At 49.2% G+C, this 16,998-nt stretch carries 13 protein-coding genes; 11 read left to right on the forward strand and 2 right to left on the reverse strand.

All coding sequences use genetic code 11. The features are described from left to right. Positions 1–239 precede the first annotated feature (239 nt). From ACWXW9_RS19680 to ACWXW9_RS19710, 7 genes are all read left to right on the forward strand, one after another. Entirely contained in the window at positions 240–2,396 is a 2,157-nt protein-coding gene (locus tag ACWXW9_RS19680; RefSeq protein WP_494930788.1) for a glycoside hydrolase family 6 protein, read from the forward strand. A 191-nt stretch (positions 2,397–2,587) separates the two neighbouring features. Beyond that, positions 2,588–3,523 carry a nucleoside hydrolase gene (locus ACWXW9_RS19685; protein WP_494930789.1) on the forward strand — a complete coding sequence of 312 codons (936 nt, stop codon included), beginning with the start codon at positions 2,588–2,590 and terminating at the stop codon, positions 3,521–3,523. A gap of 97 nt (positions 3,524–3,620) precedes the next feature. After that, a complete protein-coding gene (locus ACWXW9_RS19690; RefSeq protein ID WP_494930790.1) occupies positions 3,621–6,293 on the forward strand; it encodes a PAS domain S-box protein in 2,673 nt (890 codons plus the stop codon). Positions 6,294–6,518: 225 nt separating this feature from the next. After that, positions 6,519–6,908, forward strand: coding sequence for a GntR family transcriptional regulator (locus tag ACWXW9_RS19695; RefSeq protein WP_494930791.1), 390 nt, complete (start codon positions 6,519–6,521; stop codon positions 6,906–6,908). Then, entirely contained in the window at positions 6,901–7,803 is a 903-nt protein-coding gene (locus ACWXW9_RS19700) for an ABC transporter ATP-binding protein (protein ID WP_494930792.1), read from the forward strand. The genes ACWXW9_RS19695 and ACWXW9_RS19700 overlap by 8 nt, the downstream gene beginning before the upstream one ends. After that, the gene (locus ACWXW9_RS19705) at positions 7,778–9,874 is read left to right on the forward strand and encodes a multidrug ABC transporter permease (RefSeq protein WP_494930793.1); all 2,097 of its coding nucleotides are present in this window, start codon (positions 7,778–7,780) and stop codon (positions 9,872–9,874) included. The genes ACWXW9_RS19700 and ACWXW9_RS19705 overlap by 26 nt, the downstream gene beginning before the upstream one ends. A gap of 137 nt (positions 9,875–10,011) precedes the next feature. After that, the gene (locus ACWXW9_RS19710) at positions 10,012–10,776 is read left to right on the forward strand and encodes a methyltransferase domain-containing protein (RefSeq protein WP_494930794.1); all 765 of its coding nucleotides are present in this window, start codon (positions 10,012–10,014) and stop codon (positions 10,774–10,776) included. Between the two features lie 63 nt (positions 10,777–10,839). Here the strand turns inward: ACWXW9_RS19710 and ACWXW9_RS19715 are convergent, their stop codons facing one another. Next, positions 10,840–11,124 (reverse strand): hypothetical protein, encoded by a 285-nt coding sequence (locus ACWXW9_RS19715; protein ID WP_494930795.1) that lies wholly within the window; start codon positions 11,122–11,124, stop codon positions 10,840–10,842. Between the two features lie 99 nt (positions 11,125–11,223). Between ACWXW9_RS19715 and ACWXW9_RS19720 the strand changes: the two genes are divergently transcribed. The 4 genes from ACWXW9_RS19720 to ACWXW9_RS19735 all read left to right on the forward strand — a co-directional run bounded on the left by ACWXW9_RS19720 (position 11,224) and on the right by ACWXW9_RS19735 (position 15,606). Then, the gene (locus ACWXW9_RS19720) at positions 11,224–12,678 is read left to right on the forward strand and encodes a PstS family phosphate ABC transporter substrate-binding protein (protein ID WP_494930796.1); all 1,455 of its coding nucleotides are present in this window, start codon (positions 11,224–11,226) and stop codon (positions 12,676–12,678) included. Between the two features lie 140 nt (positions 12,679–12,818). Continuing rightward, positions 12,819–14,138, forward strand: coding sequence for a hypothetical protein (locus tag ACWXW9_RS19725; protein ID WP_494930797.1), 1,320 nt, complete (start codon positions 12,819–12,821; stop codon positions 14,136–14,138). Positions 14,139–14,179: 41 nt separating this feature from the next. Then, a complete protein-coding gene (locus tag ACWXW9_RS19730) occupies positions 14,180–15,043 on the forward strand; it encodes an aldo/keto reductase (protein WP_494930798.1) in 864 nt (287 codons plus the stop codon). Positions 15,044–15,057: 14 nt separating this feature from the next. Next, positions 15,058–15,606, forward strand: a complete 549-nt coding sequence (locus tag ACWXW9_RS19735; protein ID WP_494930799.1) for a mismatch-specific DNA-glycosylase — start codon at positions 15,058–15,060, stop codon at positions 15,604–15,606. A gap of 97 nt (positions 15,607–15,703) precedes the next feature. Here the strand turns inward: ACWXW9_RS19735 and ald are convergent, their stop codons facing one another. Next, complete coding sequence (ald, locus tag ACWXW9_RS19740) at positions 15,704–16,834, reverse strand: alanine dehydrogenase (RefSeq protein WP_494930800.1); 1,131 nt, start codon at positions 16,832–16,834, stop codon at positions 15,704–15,706. Positions 16,835–16,998: the final 164 nt, after the last annotated feature.

The following is a 16,998-nucleotide window of genomic DNA, read 5'->3' on the forward strand; positions in this document are numbered from 1 at the left end:
AGCCTAACTAATAATTTAATTCTTGATTTATTCAATTTACAGCGGATTTCCAGCTCTCTATAATCTAACATAGGAGGTGAAGAAAAGAGCAAGATAGAAGCGCAGGATAAAATAGAAAGCGCTTACCTTTTTGCATCTATGAACGCCGATTTTTGGAAAAAGAGAGCGTATCACACATTTAATGATGTAACGATCAGGTGCCGACATAGGAAGATTCAACAAAATTTACGGAAAGATAGGTGAAGCAATTGAAAACCAAACAAGTGCTTCGTAAAGGCATGAAGTATGCTTTTGCGCTATCACTCGTCGCAAGCAGCTTTCTACCAGGTGCAGGATTTACGGATAAAATACATGCAGAATCCCATGTGGACAATCCTTACCAAGGGGCGACAAAATACGTTAGTCCTGATTATGCGGCTAGTGTCGACACATCGATTGCCAAGATTACTGATGCCAATCTGAAAGCTAAAATGCAAACTGTCAAAACATTCCCGACAGCCGTATGGCTTGATCGCATCGCTGCCATTAACGGCGGTGGAGGCAAGCTTGGCCTGGAGGCGCATTTAGATCAAGTATTGGCGCAAAAGAAAGGCAGCACACCGATTACGGCTGAGTTCATTGTTTATGATCTGCCCGGACGGGATTGCCATGCCTTGGCCTCCAATGGTGAGCTGCCGCTGACCCAAGCGGGTCTGGAAACGTACAAAAAGGATTATGTCGATAAAATTGCTGCTATTTTTGCCAATCCCAAATATAAGGATATTCGCATCGTAGCGATCATTGAACCAGACAGTTTACCAAACTTGGTAACCAATCTGGATGATCCCAAATGTGCGCAAGCCAAATCTACAGGTATTTATGAAGCCGGGATCAAGTATACAATGAATAAGCTGAACGAGATTCCGAACGTGTACAAATATGTAGATATCGGTCACTCCGGTTGGTTGGGTTGGGATAACAACCGCTCAGCAACTGTCACACTGTTCACGAATGTTTTCAGAGATACGAGCAAAGGACTGTCCAGCGTGGACGGCTTTATCACGAATACAGCCAACTCTACACCGCTGACAGAACCTAATCTACCCGATCCAAACCTGAATATCGGCGGACAGCCGATCAAATCGTCCAAATACTACGAATGGAATCCTAATTTCGATGAATTGGATTTCACAGAGTCCTTGCATAGAGACTTTGTGAATGCAGGCTGGCCGAGCTCACTCGGTATGCTCATTGATACAGGCCGTAACGGATGGGGAGGACCTAATCGTCCGACTGCCGCTGTCGGCAGTGATATTAACTCCTATGTGAACTCAGGCCGTGTAGACAAGCGCTCGCATCGTGGTAACTGGTGTAATAACAGCGGAGCAGGTATGGGTACGCCGCCGCAAACAGCTCCAGCTTCCCATGTCGATGCTTATGTATGGGCGAAACCTCCGGGTGATTCCGATGGTTCCAGCTCGCTCATTCCGAACGATGAAGGTAAAGGCTTTGATCGTATGTGTGATCCTACCTATACCACCAAGGATGGCACATTAACAGATGCTTTACCGAACGCACCTATTTCAGGAGCTTGGTTCCATGATCAGTTTGTGATGCTGGTACAAAATGCATATCCAGCCATTGTCCCTTCATCTGGTGGCGGAACAACTCCTACACCAGCCGCTCCGGCAGTACCAGCGGGCTTAAAGGCGACAGCGGGTAATGCGGAAGTGAAGCTGACCTGGAATGCGTCCACTGGGGCCGACAGCTACACGGTAAAACGTGCAACCAGCGAAGCAGGTCCTTTTACAGCCGTTGCACCTCTTGTTACTGAGAAAGAGTACACAGATAAGGGGCTGACCAACGGAACAACTTATTTCTATGTTGTAAGTGCTACGAATACGAAAGGAACAAGCGAGGATTCCACTGCGGTAAGCGCTGAGCCAAAAGGTACACCGACAGATCCAACGGACCCTACAGAACCAGCGGGTGATCTGGTTGTAATGTATCGGGCCGGTGACACCGATCCAGCTAATAACGCAGTCAAGCCTTTCTTAAATCTGAAAAATAAAGGTACAACACCAGTGAAGCTGAGTGAGCTGAAAGTCCGTTACTATTTCACGAAAGATGGCAGCCAGGAGCTGCAATCCGCAGTAGACTATGCGCAAGTAGGCAATGATAATGTGCTGCGTACCATTACAGACAAGTATATTGAAATTGGTTTCAGTGCTGCTGCCGGCACGCTTGCTGCTGGAGCGCAAACAGGTGATATTCAGATCCGCATCAACAAAAGCGACTGGTCTAACCTGGACGAATCCAATGATTACTCCTTCGATCCAACCAAAACCTCTTATACAGAATGGAATAAAGTAACGTTATTCCATAATGATAAGCTGGTGTGGGGAATCGAGCCTTAAACAGGATAGAATGTGCTTGAATAATTTGGAAACGTTGAATGATAAGCTACGGCAAAATCTGCCGTAGCTTTCTTCATTTTATGGAAGATTACAGAAGCTCCATGTTTCCCTCTACTGAGAAAAGGGAGGGAATATTCATTTAAATTGAGTATAATGGAAAAAAGAATGCTGTTCTACTGTGGAGGATCATCATGAGCAAAAGGTTCATTTTAGATGTAGATACTGGCATTGACGATGCGCTTGCCATTGCGTACGCGGTCCATTCGCCGGAATTGGAGCTACTTGGCATTACAACTACCTTTGGCAACATCTCGGTTGAAGAAGCGACACGCAACTCGCTGATCTTGTTGGAAAAGCTCGGTGCAGACGCTCCGGTCGTATCCGGCGCACAAAAGCCGTATGCCCGAGAACTGTTCAAGCCGTATTCCCGGCATATCCACGGCGAGGACGGGATTGGCAACCAGTTGCAGGGCTCGCCTTCCCGACAGGCTGCATCTGGTGATGCTGCTGATTTTATCATCGGACAGGCTCGTCATTATGAAGGCAAGCTTACCCTTGTTGCGGTGGGACCACTGACGAACCTTGCGATTGCACTGGATCGCTGTCCCGAACTGCCGCAATTGCTTGATCGTCTGATCATTATGGGCGGCGCAGTCACGGTAAAAGGCAACGTAACCTCGACCGCTGAAGCGAATATATATGCCGATCCTGAAGCCGCAGCTTATGTGCTGGGAGCGGGTTTCCCGCTTACGCTGGTTGGGCTGGACGTGACTATGCAGACGCTGCTTCCTCAGCATGAGGTGGACAAATGGCGTGAGCAAGGGACCGAGCTGGGGAGGTTTATGGCAGATATGACGGACTTCTATATGGAAGCCTATCGTAATTTCAGACCCGGTATCGCGGGCTGTGCTTTGCATGATCCGTTGGCCGTAGGTCTAGCGATTGATTCCAGCTTTGTGGAGACGCGCCCGATGCACATTGCCGTCGAGGTGGGGAATTCCGCCGAGGTTGGTCGTACCCGTGAAGTAACGGACAAGGATCAAGCTCATTCGCAGACAAGTATTGACGTGGCACTTGAGGTGGATGCGGAGCGGTTTTTGCGTCATTTTCTGAGCCGGGTGGTATAAAAAATAATCAAAGGATTGCCGATGGATCTGCATCGGCAATCTTTTGTGCATGCATGTTAGACTGCGCCCTCATAAACCACAAAGGAGGAGATTTATTGTGTTTTCTGCTGCTCAACGACTGCCTTTGCTGGAACACATGTACAATCATGCCCCGACAGGGATAGCCATTTTTTCGAGGGACGGAAAATGTCTGTACGTCAATCCCGCCCTTTGCCACATGGTCGGATACAAGCAGGAGGAATTGCTGAAAACCCGATATTATCATTTGTTGTATAAAGGAGACAAAGATCGACAAGCGTTGCGGGACGCCTATGCGGGATGGCTGAAAGCTACGGATCAAGTGTACAAGGCAGAGCTTCGTTTAAGACATCAGCGGGGGACATCCGCCTGGTTATCGCTGGAATTAACGATATTTGATGACCCGGCTACCGGTCAAACGTATCTGATTGCCTACGCGATAGACGTCACGGAGAAAAAAGACATGCAGCAGGTACTCTCGGACAATGAGGACTTGTACATGCTGATTACAGAAAATACGCCGGATGTGATCTCGTTCAGCACGCCGGATGGCAACCTTCAATATGTTTCTCCTTCGGTAGAGAAGCTTCTTGGTTACACCAGGCAGGAAATGCTCGGCAAAAAACGGCTCGAATTTTATCATGCAGAAGATGCCGATTATATGCGCGTACATGGAATCTTCCAGGAAACAGGTATTATGAAGCGGCGTGTGCGTCACAAGGACGGACATTATTTGTGGCTGGAAGTGTCATACCGCATTATTCGGGATGAGGAAGGTCAGATCAAGCGGGTTCTGTCTATTGGTCGCAACATCACGGAGCGCCAGAAGAGTGAGGATAATCTTGCAAAAGCCCAGCGACTGGCGATGTTTGGCTCATGGGACTGGGATTTGGTTAACGACGTTTTGCATTTTTCCAAGGAATTCCGCAGCATTTTCGGCTTTAGCGTAAAGCCGGTCGAGACAAGTATTGATTCTTTTCTGGATGTTATCCATCCAGAGGATAAAGAGCGAATGATCGAGATTATTACGAACGTCATTTTAAAAGGGATTCATCAAGAAACCTTTTACCGGATAGTACTGCCTAATGGTGAACAAAAAGTGCTGCGTTCGACCTGGGAAGCAGAAATGGACGAGCGAGGACAGCCGATTCAAATTGTCGGTATGATACAGGATGTCACGGAACACCAAAAGATGGAGCAGCGTCTTCGTGAAAGCGAGAACCGTTATAAATCCCTGTTCCAGCATAACCCGCTCGGCATATGCGCCATGAATATGGAAGGTCAAATCCTGAGTGTAAATCCCAGTCTGGAGGAGCTTACCGGTTATACGAGGGAGGAACTGCTCGAGGCTGGAGTTATTGCGATGGCTTCTTCCGAGGAACAGGACAAGATTAGGCATCATATGGAGCTGGCCAAACAGGGAGAAACGCAAACCTATGAATCAGAGTTCATACATAAGGATGGGGAGCGCCTGTTTATCAAGGTAACCAATATCCCGATTTTTGTGCATGAGCAAATTGTCGGCTGCTATGGCATCATTGAAAATGTCACCCCACTCAAAAGCTACATCGCCCAAATCGAAAAGCTCAGCAACGAGCATTCACTCATTCTGAACGCGGTATCTGAAGGCATTGTGGGCTTGAGCACCGAGGGGCATGTCCGTTTTATGAATCCGGCGGCGGTCGAAATGTTTGGAGTAGGATCGGAAAATCCGCTGAGCGGGACATGTACGGACATGATCCGCCATGTCGATGAGTTTAGCAGACATTATCCAGATGAGCAGCCATCCATTCTTCAAGCGATCCGCAGTGGTGCTTCTTATCAGGCTGAGGAAGCCGTATTTTGGAAAAAAGACGGGTCCAGCTTCCTTGTCTCTTACCGGATCAGTCCCCTGATGGATAATGGAGAGCGTAAAGGGGCCGTAATGGTTTTTGTGGATATGACGAATGAGAAGGAAATCATCCGCGCCAAGGAATCCGCCGAGCGGGCCGACCGGGCCAAGTCAGAATTTCTTTCTGTGATGAGTCATGAGCTTCGTACACCGATGAACGGAATTATCGGGATGGCCGGGTTGCTCGCAGACACTGAATTGGATGAGGAACAGCGGAGTTATATCGATATTATTACCAATAGCAGCAGTGCTTTAATGCAGATATTGAATGAAATACTGGATTTGAGCAAAATTGAGGCTGGAAAAATGGCGTTGCTGCACGAGCCTTTTGAACTTGAGGATATGATGGGCAATGTGGCCGACCTATTTCTCAAGCAGGCTATGGAAAAAGACATTGAGCTGGAGTGGCACGTGGATCAGGAATTGCCGGGGGTCCTTGTCGGTGACCATGTGCGTATCCGGCAGGTGCTGGTGAATTTGGTGAGCAATGCAATCAAATTTACGGAGCGAGGGCGTGTAAACATCTTTGCCGAGAGCAAGGCTTACAGCAGCCGTAAAAAGAAATGCTTGATTGAGTTCAGTGTAACCGATACCGGCATCGGTATTCCCGCAGATCGCCAGCATTTATTGTTTCAGCCCTTTTCCCAGCTTCATCCGGCACTGAACCGGAAATATGGAGGAACAGGCTTGGGGCTGTCCATCTGCAAAAACCTGGTCAGTCTGATGGGCGGCTCCATTGATGTGGATAGTAACGAGGCCAGAGGAGCCACGTTCCGGTTTCAGCTAGATCTTATGCTGCCAGAAGGGGAAGCACCTGCGAATATAAGTTGTGACGAGCCTTACGAATCGACGGAATGCTAAAAAGAAATGCCAGTCGTGGTGCTTAACGCATCACGGCTATTTTTATGTTCAAGTGGAATGTTAACGATGATTTCAAGACCAGCTTTCTGAGTTGGTCTTTGCTCTGTAATAAATAACCAAAGAAATGATTGACAAACTGTTCTAGCTGTATTATTAATAATAGTACAGTTAGAACAGTAAAGAGGATGCAGATGAACCTGATCAAGTCTTGAAAGGAGGAAGTCCATGTTCGAGCTGGATATCCGCAGTCGTAAGCCGATCTACGAACAGTTAATAGACAAGGTAAAGGAAATGATCGTATACAGATCGCTTCAGCCGGATGAGCAATTGCCTTCGGTACGGGTTTTATCCGCTCAGCTTACGGTGAATCCCAATACGATTCAGAAGGCGTATCGAGAGCTGGAACGCGAAGGATACATTTATTCCATCCAAGGCAAGGGCAGCTTTGTCACCCCTGCCGAGCATCAGCCGCAGCAAATGAAGCGGGATGAGATTCGGGCGGCTCTGTTGAAGCAGATGATCGAAGCTGTCTATTTCGGTTTTACGCAGCAGGAAGTGGACGCCTTATACGTGGAAGCTACGCAATTGAAGGAAAGGGGGATGTCCCTTGATTGAGTTAAGGGAAGTCACAAAGACATTTACAGAAGAAAAGGCTGTCGATCAGCTCGCCCTTACGGTGAAGAAAGGCTCTATTTTTGGACTTTTGGGCTCCAACGGAGCAGGTAAAACGACGCTGCTCAAAATCATCGCCGGGATTTACAGACCGGATACTGGCAAGGCGCTAATCGGTGGACAGCCGGTGTATGAGCAGCCAGAAGTCAAGCAGCGCATTCTATTTATGCCGGATACCCCTTATTTTTTCCCGCAAGCGACGATTCGCCAGATGGCCCGGTTTTACCGTTCCATTTATCCGAGCTGGAGTGAGGAACGCTACATACAGCTTACCGACATTTTCAAGCTTGACCCGAAGCGTAAGCTTCACCGTTTTTCCAAGGGGATGAAGCGTCAGGCCGCTTTTTTGCTTGCCTTGAGCTGCATGCCTGAGCTGCTGATTCTGGATGAGCCGATTGATGGACTGGACCCGGTAATGCGACGAATGATTAAAAATCTGCTGTTCCAGGAAACCGCCGCGCGCGAGATGACTGTCGTGATTTCATCCCATAATTTGCGTGAAATTGAAGACATGTGTGATCATGTCGGCATTATGCATCAGGGACGTATGTTGTTGGAAAAAGAGGTTGACGACCTCAAGTCCGATACGCATAAGGTGCAGGTTGCCTTTCGTGACAGCACGCATGAGGAAGCCGTCTGTGGACAACTTCCGGTTGTACATAAGGAGCGCAGAGGAAGTGTTCTGTTGCTTATTATCCGGGGTGAACGAGAGCAGATTACAGAGACGATTCAGGCGTATGAGCCGCATGTGTTCGATTTGCTGCCGTTGACGCTGGAGGAAATTTTCATTTATGAAATGGAGGACGCAGGTTATGACATCCAACCGATTCTTCTGTAGCGGCGGCGTGATTCGCCAAAGCCTGAGACAGCATGGCTGGATCGGTCTGTTGTACTTGGCGGGATTATTGTTTACAGTGCCGCTGCCGTTATTTATGAGTATCGGACGCGAACGGGTGCCTACGGTTTTGAGAAGCCTGTTCGATAGTGCAAACTCAGGTAATGATTTGCAAAATATGATTTTATTGACCGTACCAGTGCTGGCAGGTGTGATGTTGACTCGTTTTATTCAGCGGCAGGGGCCATCTGATTTATATCACAGTCTGCCATTACGCAGGGAACATCTGCTAACGGCACATTTGATCAGTGGTCTTATCCTCTTGCTCGTACCCGTGTGGCTCACGGCGGGAGTGACGGCTTGGGTTAACGCCACGAATGATCTGCCTTATATTTTTCACATGAATGATGTTGGATCATGGGCATTGGTCGTCTCGGTCATTAGCATTTTTCTTTTCGCCTTTACTGTGTTTGTAGGTATTTGCGTAGGGCAATCGCTGCTGCAAATTGCTGTAGTGTACGTTTTGATGATGCTCCCCTTCTTTCTGTCATCCATGATAAGTCGCTTTCTGGGGCATCATTTGTACGGTTACTATCAGGCCAGTGGAACAATAGTTCGTTATAGTGATGGCATGGAGTTACGTAGTAACAATAATATTTGGCATTCTTTATCGCCGTTTGTTCGCTTTACGGAATTGCTGAGAACGCCATTTTCATATATTGAACTGCTTGTTTATATTGGTGTTTCTCTGCTGTTTGTGATCTTGAGCTATGTGTTGTATCGCAAACGGCTGGTAGAGAAGGCAACGCAAGCAATGGCATTTACCTTCTTCCAGCCCTTATTTAAAGCAGGTGTGATGCTGTGCGCTATGCTGCTAGTAGGGGACTATTTTAATGGCGTAGGCGGACAAGGTAAAGACTGGTCTATCTTCGGCTATATACTTGGAGCTATTTTGGGCTATATCGCTGTGGAGATGGTGATTCGCAAGACGTGGCAAATTGTACGTGTACGTGCTTTGCTGGAATTGGTCGCTTACACCGCAGTGTTAGGTCTGGCAATGTACATTCCGACTTCAAGTTGGGTAGGTTACGAAGATCGAATTCCGACTGCGCATTCCGTGGAGCAAGTTTATGCCGGACCAAGTTTGTATTTGGATGGGGGCATTACACGAAAAGATCTTTATTTTTCGCAGGATAAAGCTTATATCGCTTCTGTGCTGAATTTACAGCGTGAACTCGTGCGGGCACATTCATCAGGACAGACGCCCATGACCAAAGATGAACCTCTTCAAATGATAGCCATTGCCTATCATCTTGACGATGGTTCAATTATGACCCGAAGCTATACATTTCCCGAGCAGCCTTTCCGGGCAGAACTGGCAAAGGTCATGATGTCTGAGCCGTACAAAACAGTAGCATACTCGTTGGATAAGCTATATGGTGCAGCCGAAACGATCAGCATTAAATCAGGGGATGATGAGGAACGGAGGGTGATACTGACCGATCCGAAAGAAATTCGCGAATTTGAAGCTGTGCTGAAAGAAGAAATTTTGGATATGAGCTATAGCGAAATGCAGTCTGGAAGTTATCCGCTGGGGAATATCGAGATTCTGCATAAAGCCTCCTTTATTTCCAAATATGAGCCGGAATGGGCTCGTAATATTGCATATAACTGGCGTTTATCCTTTCACAAACTGGAGGGTTGGCTGAAACAGAAGGGATATGCCGACAGGGTAATTGTCACGTCGAAGGATATACTTTCTGTGCGTGCTGTTCCAATTGTTTCTCAGGAGATGAAACCTTATCAATCTGGTCAGTATATCGAAGACGTCAATTTATTCAGAGATATACAGCAGAAGCATAAAGCAATCGTCATTGAAGATATGAAGCTCTGGAAAGCTATTTTGGAAAACCGCAGATCCTATAACTATACTTCGGATATGGAGAAGGGCACTTACCTGATACAGATCAAAATCAAACCTTTATATGGTTTAAATGCTCACACAGGCTATTATTTATTAACTCCAAAAGACATGACACCTGAGCTTGCAAAGGCTCTACCCGCCACTCCTTAAAACGGCACCGAACGGCAGATAAGAAATTCCTCCTGATTTGGGCAGATGTAGAGGTATATAGAGATAGAACGCAGAACGTAAAGAGTATAACGTTCGGTAAATGATGTCAGCCCAATTCAGGAAGGAGCAGTACAAATATGAGATATACAGAAGATCGTGAGTTTATACAGTTGTTGGATCACTATAAGCAATCCTTTGCCGGATGGGATTTTTCATTCATCTCGGATACAGGACGCGTAGCGAGCGAGCCCTTGGACTGGTCTTATGCCAGCAAGGCTATGACGCTCATCCATTCTTCCACGGCGATGCTGGATATGGGAACAGGCGGAGGCGAACTTTTGTCACGGCTGCGTCCTTTTCCAGAGATCGTATGCGCGACAGAAGCATATGCACCGAATATTCCTGTTGCCAAGGAACGATTGGAGCCGCTGGGCGTACGCGTGATGGCTATAGATGACGACGACTCACTTCCATTGGATGATAACGGGTTCGATCTCGTGCTGAACAAGCATGAGGCATTTTCATCAGCGGAAGTGAGGCGTATTTTGCATACGGGCGGGATGTTTTTGACCCAACAGGTGGGGGGCCTGGATTGTGTGGGCATTAACGACCGTTTGGGAGCGCCTTATAGCGAGTATGCGGACTGGTCCCTTTCTCAAGCGATTACCGGTCTGAAAAGCAACGGCTTCGAAATCGTGGAGCAGCGGGAACAGTTTCCGATACAGCGGTTTTACGATATTGGAGCGCTTGTCTACTACTTAAAGGCGATTGAATGGCAGATTGCTGATTTTCTACCAGAGAGATATATAGAACAGTTGTATGGTCTCCATCTGGACATTCAATGTGATGGGTATTGGGACGTGAAGCAGCACCGTTTTTTGATCCAAGCAAGAGCGATATAGAATTGTTGAATTCAATACCAAGAAGGTCTTCCTCTAAGGGAAGGCCTTTTTTAGCATACTTATTTATGGTAAAAACAAAATCAAAAGCCATGCGGCGGTTGGCAGTGAAATACCGACGGCGATGGCAATATAGGGCAAGGGAGTTTTCAGGTAGTTTTTCAAGTTGCTTTTCCAATCCGCGGCCTTATGCTTTTTTTCATGATAAATCTCGATTTGTGTTGAAAAACTGTGAAGCAGCTTGAGAGCGTCCTCGGCCGGAATATGTTGCAAGGATTTCCAGAGGTCATCATGCCTTTTTCGGAGCAAGGCCATATCGGATGTGTTATCCCGGTGATCGGATAAGGACATTTTTACCATCCCCTCGTATACTAATCTTTACCATAATTGTACAATGAAAAAGCAGTGGCTTAAAGACTCATTTCATTTAAATGATATAGGGGGATGTACATGTCAGATCCAAAGGGAGTTATAACCGAGCCGGAAAAAGGCCCTTCCATGCGGTCAGCATGGTTTTGGTCGTGGCTGGGCGGTACATTTATGTTTGGATTGTTTTCAGTCATGTTTAATGTATTTTGGAGTATGGCTGTGGCATCTAATGTACAGCTTCTGTTGAGGCGTGAGGCTGTGACGGATCCTGCGGTCATTGTGATGATGATTTTGTACGCCTGGATCGTCGGCCTGATTTTTGCAGCTTACGGTGCCTGGAGTGCGCGTATTTCCAGTCTGCGCAAGCTTCCACTCATGCTGACCGGGCTGCTATCATTATTAAGCGGCCTGGGTTTATGGATTGTGGGGTTACAAGGCTCTGGCGGCCAACCGTCCGAGGTGGGCGGGAGTTCGTGGCAATTGTTTTCAATCTATCACGCGTGGGCGGAGCCTGTGCTGGAGGTATTGGAGCCGTACACACAGCATGGTGAAATCTGGTTTCTGCTGACTGCACTGCTGCCGATCACCGGAATGGTAATAGGAGTTGGGGTGGACCGTTATCCGGCGGTGATAGGAAAGAACGGAAAGGTGGATCGTAGATGGCAATGGATCGTGGCCGCTATGTCTGCCGCACTCGTCATTGTGCTGACCATTACGCTGATGCTGCCTCATCGCCCGTTGATTGCAGAAAGGGATTTTCCAGTGGTCGATGGGGCTACAGCGGCGATTCCGTTCGCACAGGATATGCTGCATGAGCTGACCGGAATGAGCAAAGCACGTGCGGCTCACGAATTGAAATTCAACACAACGCATCTGGCGTATGTAAATCTGATCGACAAGAAGGCGGATCTCATTCTGGTGGCCGGACCATCCGACGGGGAACTGCAACTTGCGAAAGATCGGGGAGTGAAATTGAAGCTGACTCCAATTGGGCGGGATGCATTTATTTTCCTTGTTCATAGTGATAATCCGGTTCATAATCTGTCTTCACAGCAGATTCGTCGTATTTATGAAGGCTCGATTCATAATTGGAGTGAAGTGGGAGGCAAGGATCAGCCGATTGTAGCCTATCAGCGGGAAGAAAATTCGGGAAGTCAGACGTATATGCAAAAGAAAGTGATGGCAAACCATGAGATGGCCGAGCCGCCCCGGGAGCGCACAATTGGCATCATGGGTGGTATGATTAATGCAGTCGCTGATTTTAACGAAGATCACAATGCGCTCGGGTATTCGTTTTATTATTTTGCCAATGTGATGCATAAGCGGCAAGAAGTTAAATTTTTGTCCATTGACGGAGTGGTGCCGAACAAGGAGCATATCCGTTCGCAACAGTATCCGTTCACCGCTCAATTGTTCGTGGTCACACGGGAAGGAGAGAAGTCCAGCCCTTCGGTTCAGCGATTGCTACAGTGGCTGCAAAGCGAAGAAGGCAAACGGATCATTGAAAAAGGCGGCTTTGTTCCTGTAAATCCGTAGACGAGGTTTTCCATACAGTCGATTTTGGGTTTCCATCCGTCAAGAGTGAAACGAAGACAGCAGGGTAATACATAGGATATACCTTGCTGCGGTTACATACCCGCGCAGCATTGTACAACACAGTAAGGGGATGAACGAAAATGAAGAAAAAGTTACCGGCATGGGCGCTTTTGCTCGCCGTATCCATCATGACAGCAGGTTGTGGAGCAGATACAACACAAGCAGGACAGACCGGACAGAAAGAGCAGAACGGACAAACCGTTCAGGATGGACAAAAGGATTCTGCTTCCACGCAACCGGGTGCTTCGGGAGCCGCTGTAAATACACCTGGACAGCAGACCGCTTCTGACGGAAAAAATGCCACAACTGGCGGTACAGACACGGTATCGGGGGCTGGTGGACAAGCATCCACAGATGCGAATGCGGCGAAGGTTCGCATGGATGATGTTACCGCGCTGCGCCTGATCGACGGCAAATCCGGATGGATCGGCGGGAAGGGATGGATTGCCCGGACAGACGCAGGCACATCCGGTTCAGCCGGAGCGGCATGGGATGTGCAATATCAGGGTCAAGGAACAGTGCAGCAAATTTTTGCCTTGAATGGGCAGCAGGCATGGGCCGTCATGGCAGACAGCGGCTCGCTGCTGGCGACTCAGGATGGAGGCAAGCGCTGGGAAAATATCGGGACAGTGCCGAAGCAAGGACAAGCGGGCTTTCTACACTTTGTATCGTCCAAGGAAGGATTCAGCGGAAACCAATATACGAAGGACGGCGGCCAAACCTGGTCCGCGCTTCCCGTACCTGATCACACCGTTGGACAACCATACTATCATGATCAGCACAACGGTTGGGCGGTAACGCAAAGCAAAGAGGGATCGTTCGGTATCTTACACACAACGAATGGCGGCCAGAAGTGGACCACCGTTTTGTCCCGGAAAACCGAAGCCCCTCTGAACGGTGTAATCATTCGTTCGGTAGAACGCGGAAACGCATGGATTGAGCTGGTCGGGGATACGGGCATGAATCAGACCTCATATTCGCTCTGGCATACCGCCGATAGCGGCCAAAGCTGGCGTGCTGTGTTGGCCAATGGCACCGCTGGCGCAGGTCCGGCTCCCGGCATTAGCCAGCAAGACAATCAGGTTCCCAAGAATGAAGGGGCGGCACCGGGTATGCTCTATGCAGTAAACAGCAGTACCGCGTTGATGGGTGGCTATTGCGCACCGTGCGACAAGCCTAATACCATTGGCTGGACGAATGATGGAGGCAAGACGTGGAACAACGGCAAGCAAAGCTTTGACGGCTATGGCAGCCAGCAAATCGGGATGGCCAACGCCAAGGAAGGCTGGGCTATTTTCTCCGATTCAGAGAAGGCTCCGGTAATGTATACCACCTCGGATGGTGGACAGCATTGGACGCAGAGCCATGTCTTTGACAAGCCTGCGGCATCAGGTTCCTGAGCAGATGAGTCCTGAGCAGATATAGTAAGGAGGGAGAACGCATGAGCCAACAGAAGAAAAGTGAAATCACATGGGCTGACGGCCGTGAAGTGCCTCTGATCGGACAGGGCACATGGCATATGGGTGAAAAAGCTTCGCTTCGGCAAGAGGAAGTGCGCGCGCTTCAACTTGGCTTGGATCTGGGCATGACGTTGGTCGATACGGCTGAAATGTATGCTGAGGGCGGTGCAGAAGAGATCGTCGGGGAGGCCATTCGGGGCCGTCGGGACGAGGTGTATCTCGTCAGTAAGGCTTATCCTCATCATGCAGACCGCCAAGGACTGGCTCAAGCGTGCGAGGCGAGCCTGACCCGCATGGGAACAGAGTACATGGACATGTATCTCTTGCATTGGCGGGTAAGTATCCCGCTGGAAGAGACGATACAAGGCATGGAAAAACTGCGGGAGCAGGGCAAAATCCGCAAATGGGGCGTGTCCAATCTGGACACATCCGACATGGAGGAGCTTTGGAGCCTGACCGGAGGCGATGCCTGTGCGGTCAACCAAGTGCTGTATCATGCGGCTTCGCGGGGGATTGAATATGACTTGCTTCCCTGGAGCCGTGCACATGGCGTGCCCGTGATGGCGTATTGCCCGATTGCCCAAGGCGGACGTCTGCGACGGGGACTGCTAGAACATCCCGTGATGGTGGACATCGCTGCCAGCCACGGGGTAACGCCATCCCAGATTGCGCTCGCATGGGTCATACGGGACGGTGATGTCTGGGCAATCCCGAAGGCGGTGCAGGAATCGCATGTACGGGAAAATGCAGCGGCAGCGAATATCCGGCTCACTCCTGAACAACGGCAACAAATAGATGAAGCTTTTCCGCCGCCTACGCGGAAGCAGCCGCTGGATATCGTTTGAGGGAGGGGCGTGCCATGGCAGAGAGAGGAACAGGAACCAGGGCAGAATTGCATGAGGTAGATGATCATCTGGATTACGGATTATCTGTTGTATTTATTGGCTTCAATCCTAGCTTGAAATCAGGCGAAGTGGGGCATCATTATGCGAACCCGCGCAACCGCTTTTGGCGCATACTGGAGGGAGCGGGTTTGACCCCTCGCTTGTACGATCCATCGGAGGATGGGGAACTGCTCAAGCTTGGCTATGGTTTTACGAACATTGTTTCCCGGCCCACGAGGGGAGTGGAGGACATTGCCCGCGAGGAATACGCCGAAGGACGTCTGAAGCTATATGCCAAGCTAAAGGAATACCGACCCAAGGTAGCCTGCTTTGTCGGCAAAGGTGTATATACCGAATACAGTAAAAAATCCAAAGCAGATTGGGGATTCCAGCCCGAACCGCTGATCCCCGAGATGCATGAATTTGTAGCCCCTTCGTCCAGCGGACTGGTTCGCATGTCGCTGGAAGAGATCACAGATATTTACCGCCGTCTCCAGACGTTTCTGACGGCAGAAATCGTCTGATATGCAGCGAGAACAATGGATTCAGCTAGAAGAAAAAGAACCACACAGTTCATGCCCTGAGGGGAAGAACGTGTGGTTCTTTGAACTACCGCAGACTCTATTTTAGGGTTTTTGCCTGCCACGCCTGATCTACCGGAACGTAAGGATATCCCAGATCACGGGCTACCGCCTCGTAGGTGATATGACCGTTCAGGACATTTGTGCCGCTACTTAGCGGCTTGCTTTTACGAAGGGCTTCCTGCACGCCCTGATCCGCAAGCTGGAGGGCAAAGGGAAGCGTCGCATTTGTCAGAGCAAGCGTCGAGGTTTGCGGGACTGCGCCCGGCATGTTCGCCACGGCATAGTGAATGACGCCATGTTTCACATAGGTTGGCTGATCATGTGTCGTGATGTGGTCAATCGTCTCGACAATACCTCCCTGGTCGATAGCGACATCCACAATCACAGAACCGGGCTGCATCGTCTGCACCATAGCCTCCGTTACGAGACGAGGGGCTTTGGCTCCAGTGATCAGGACAGCACCGATCAGCAAATCGCTCTGCGCTACGGCTTCGGCAATGCTGGATGGTGTGGACACCAGCGTATGAAGCTGGTTGCCGAAAATATCGTCCAGCTGGCGCAGCCGATGCAGGCTCAGATCGATCAGCGTCACATTCGCGCCTAGGCCGATGGCGACCTTGGCAGCATTCGTGCCAACGACCCCGCCGCCAATAATGGTCACTTTGCCGCGCTTGACTCCCGGCACGCCTGCCAGTAGGATGCCTTTGCCGCCCTTCGGCTTTTCTAGCAGTTGTGCACCAATTTGCACAGCCATTCGACCTGCGACCTCGCTCATCGGGGTAAGCAACGGAAGGCTTCCCCCGACCTCTATGGTTTCATAGGAGATGGCAGTTACGCCGTTTTCCGTCAGAGCCCGTGCCAGTGCCGGCTCGGCAGCCAGATGGAGATAGGTGAACAAAATCAATCCTTGCCGAAAATATCCGTATTCTGCGGATAACGGCTCCTTCACCTTGATAATCAGATCCGCCTGAGACCACACATCCGCTGCATGTTGCACAATCGTTGCACCCGCCGTGGCATAATCTCCATCCGTGAAGCCACTTTCAACCCCTGCATGACTTTCCACAAATACGTGATGTCCGTGCTGGATCATCTGAGCTGTACCGGCAGGGGTCAAGGAGACGCGATTTTCATTGTTTTTAATCTCTTTCGGAATTCCAATGTTCACTTTGTTCACCTCTCCTGAAAATAATTGTTATCCAACGGCAAATAATTGTTCTTCAGGGCAGCTACGCTGCTGTGTTAGTATTCGTTGATCATGAATCCAACGGCAAATAATTGTTCTTCAGGGCAGCTACGCTGCTGTGTTAGTATTCGTTGATCATGAATCCA

The organism is Paenibacillus sp. LT-B23 (assembly GCF_059417685.1).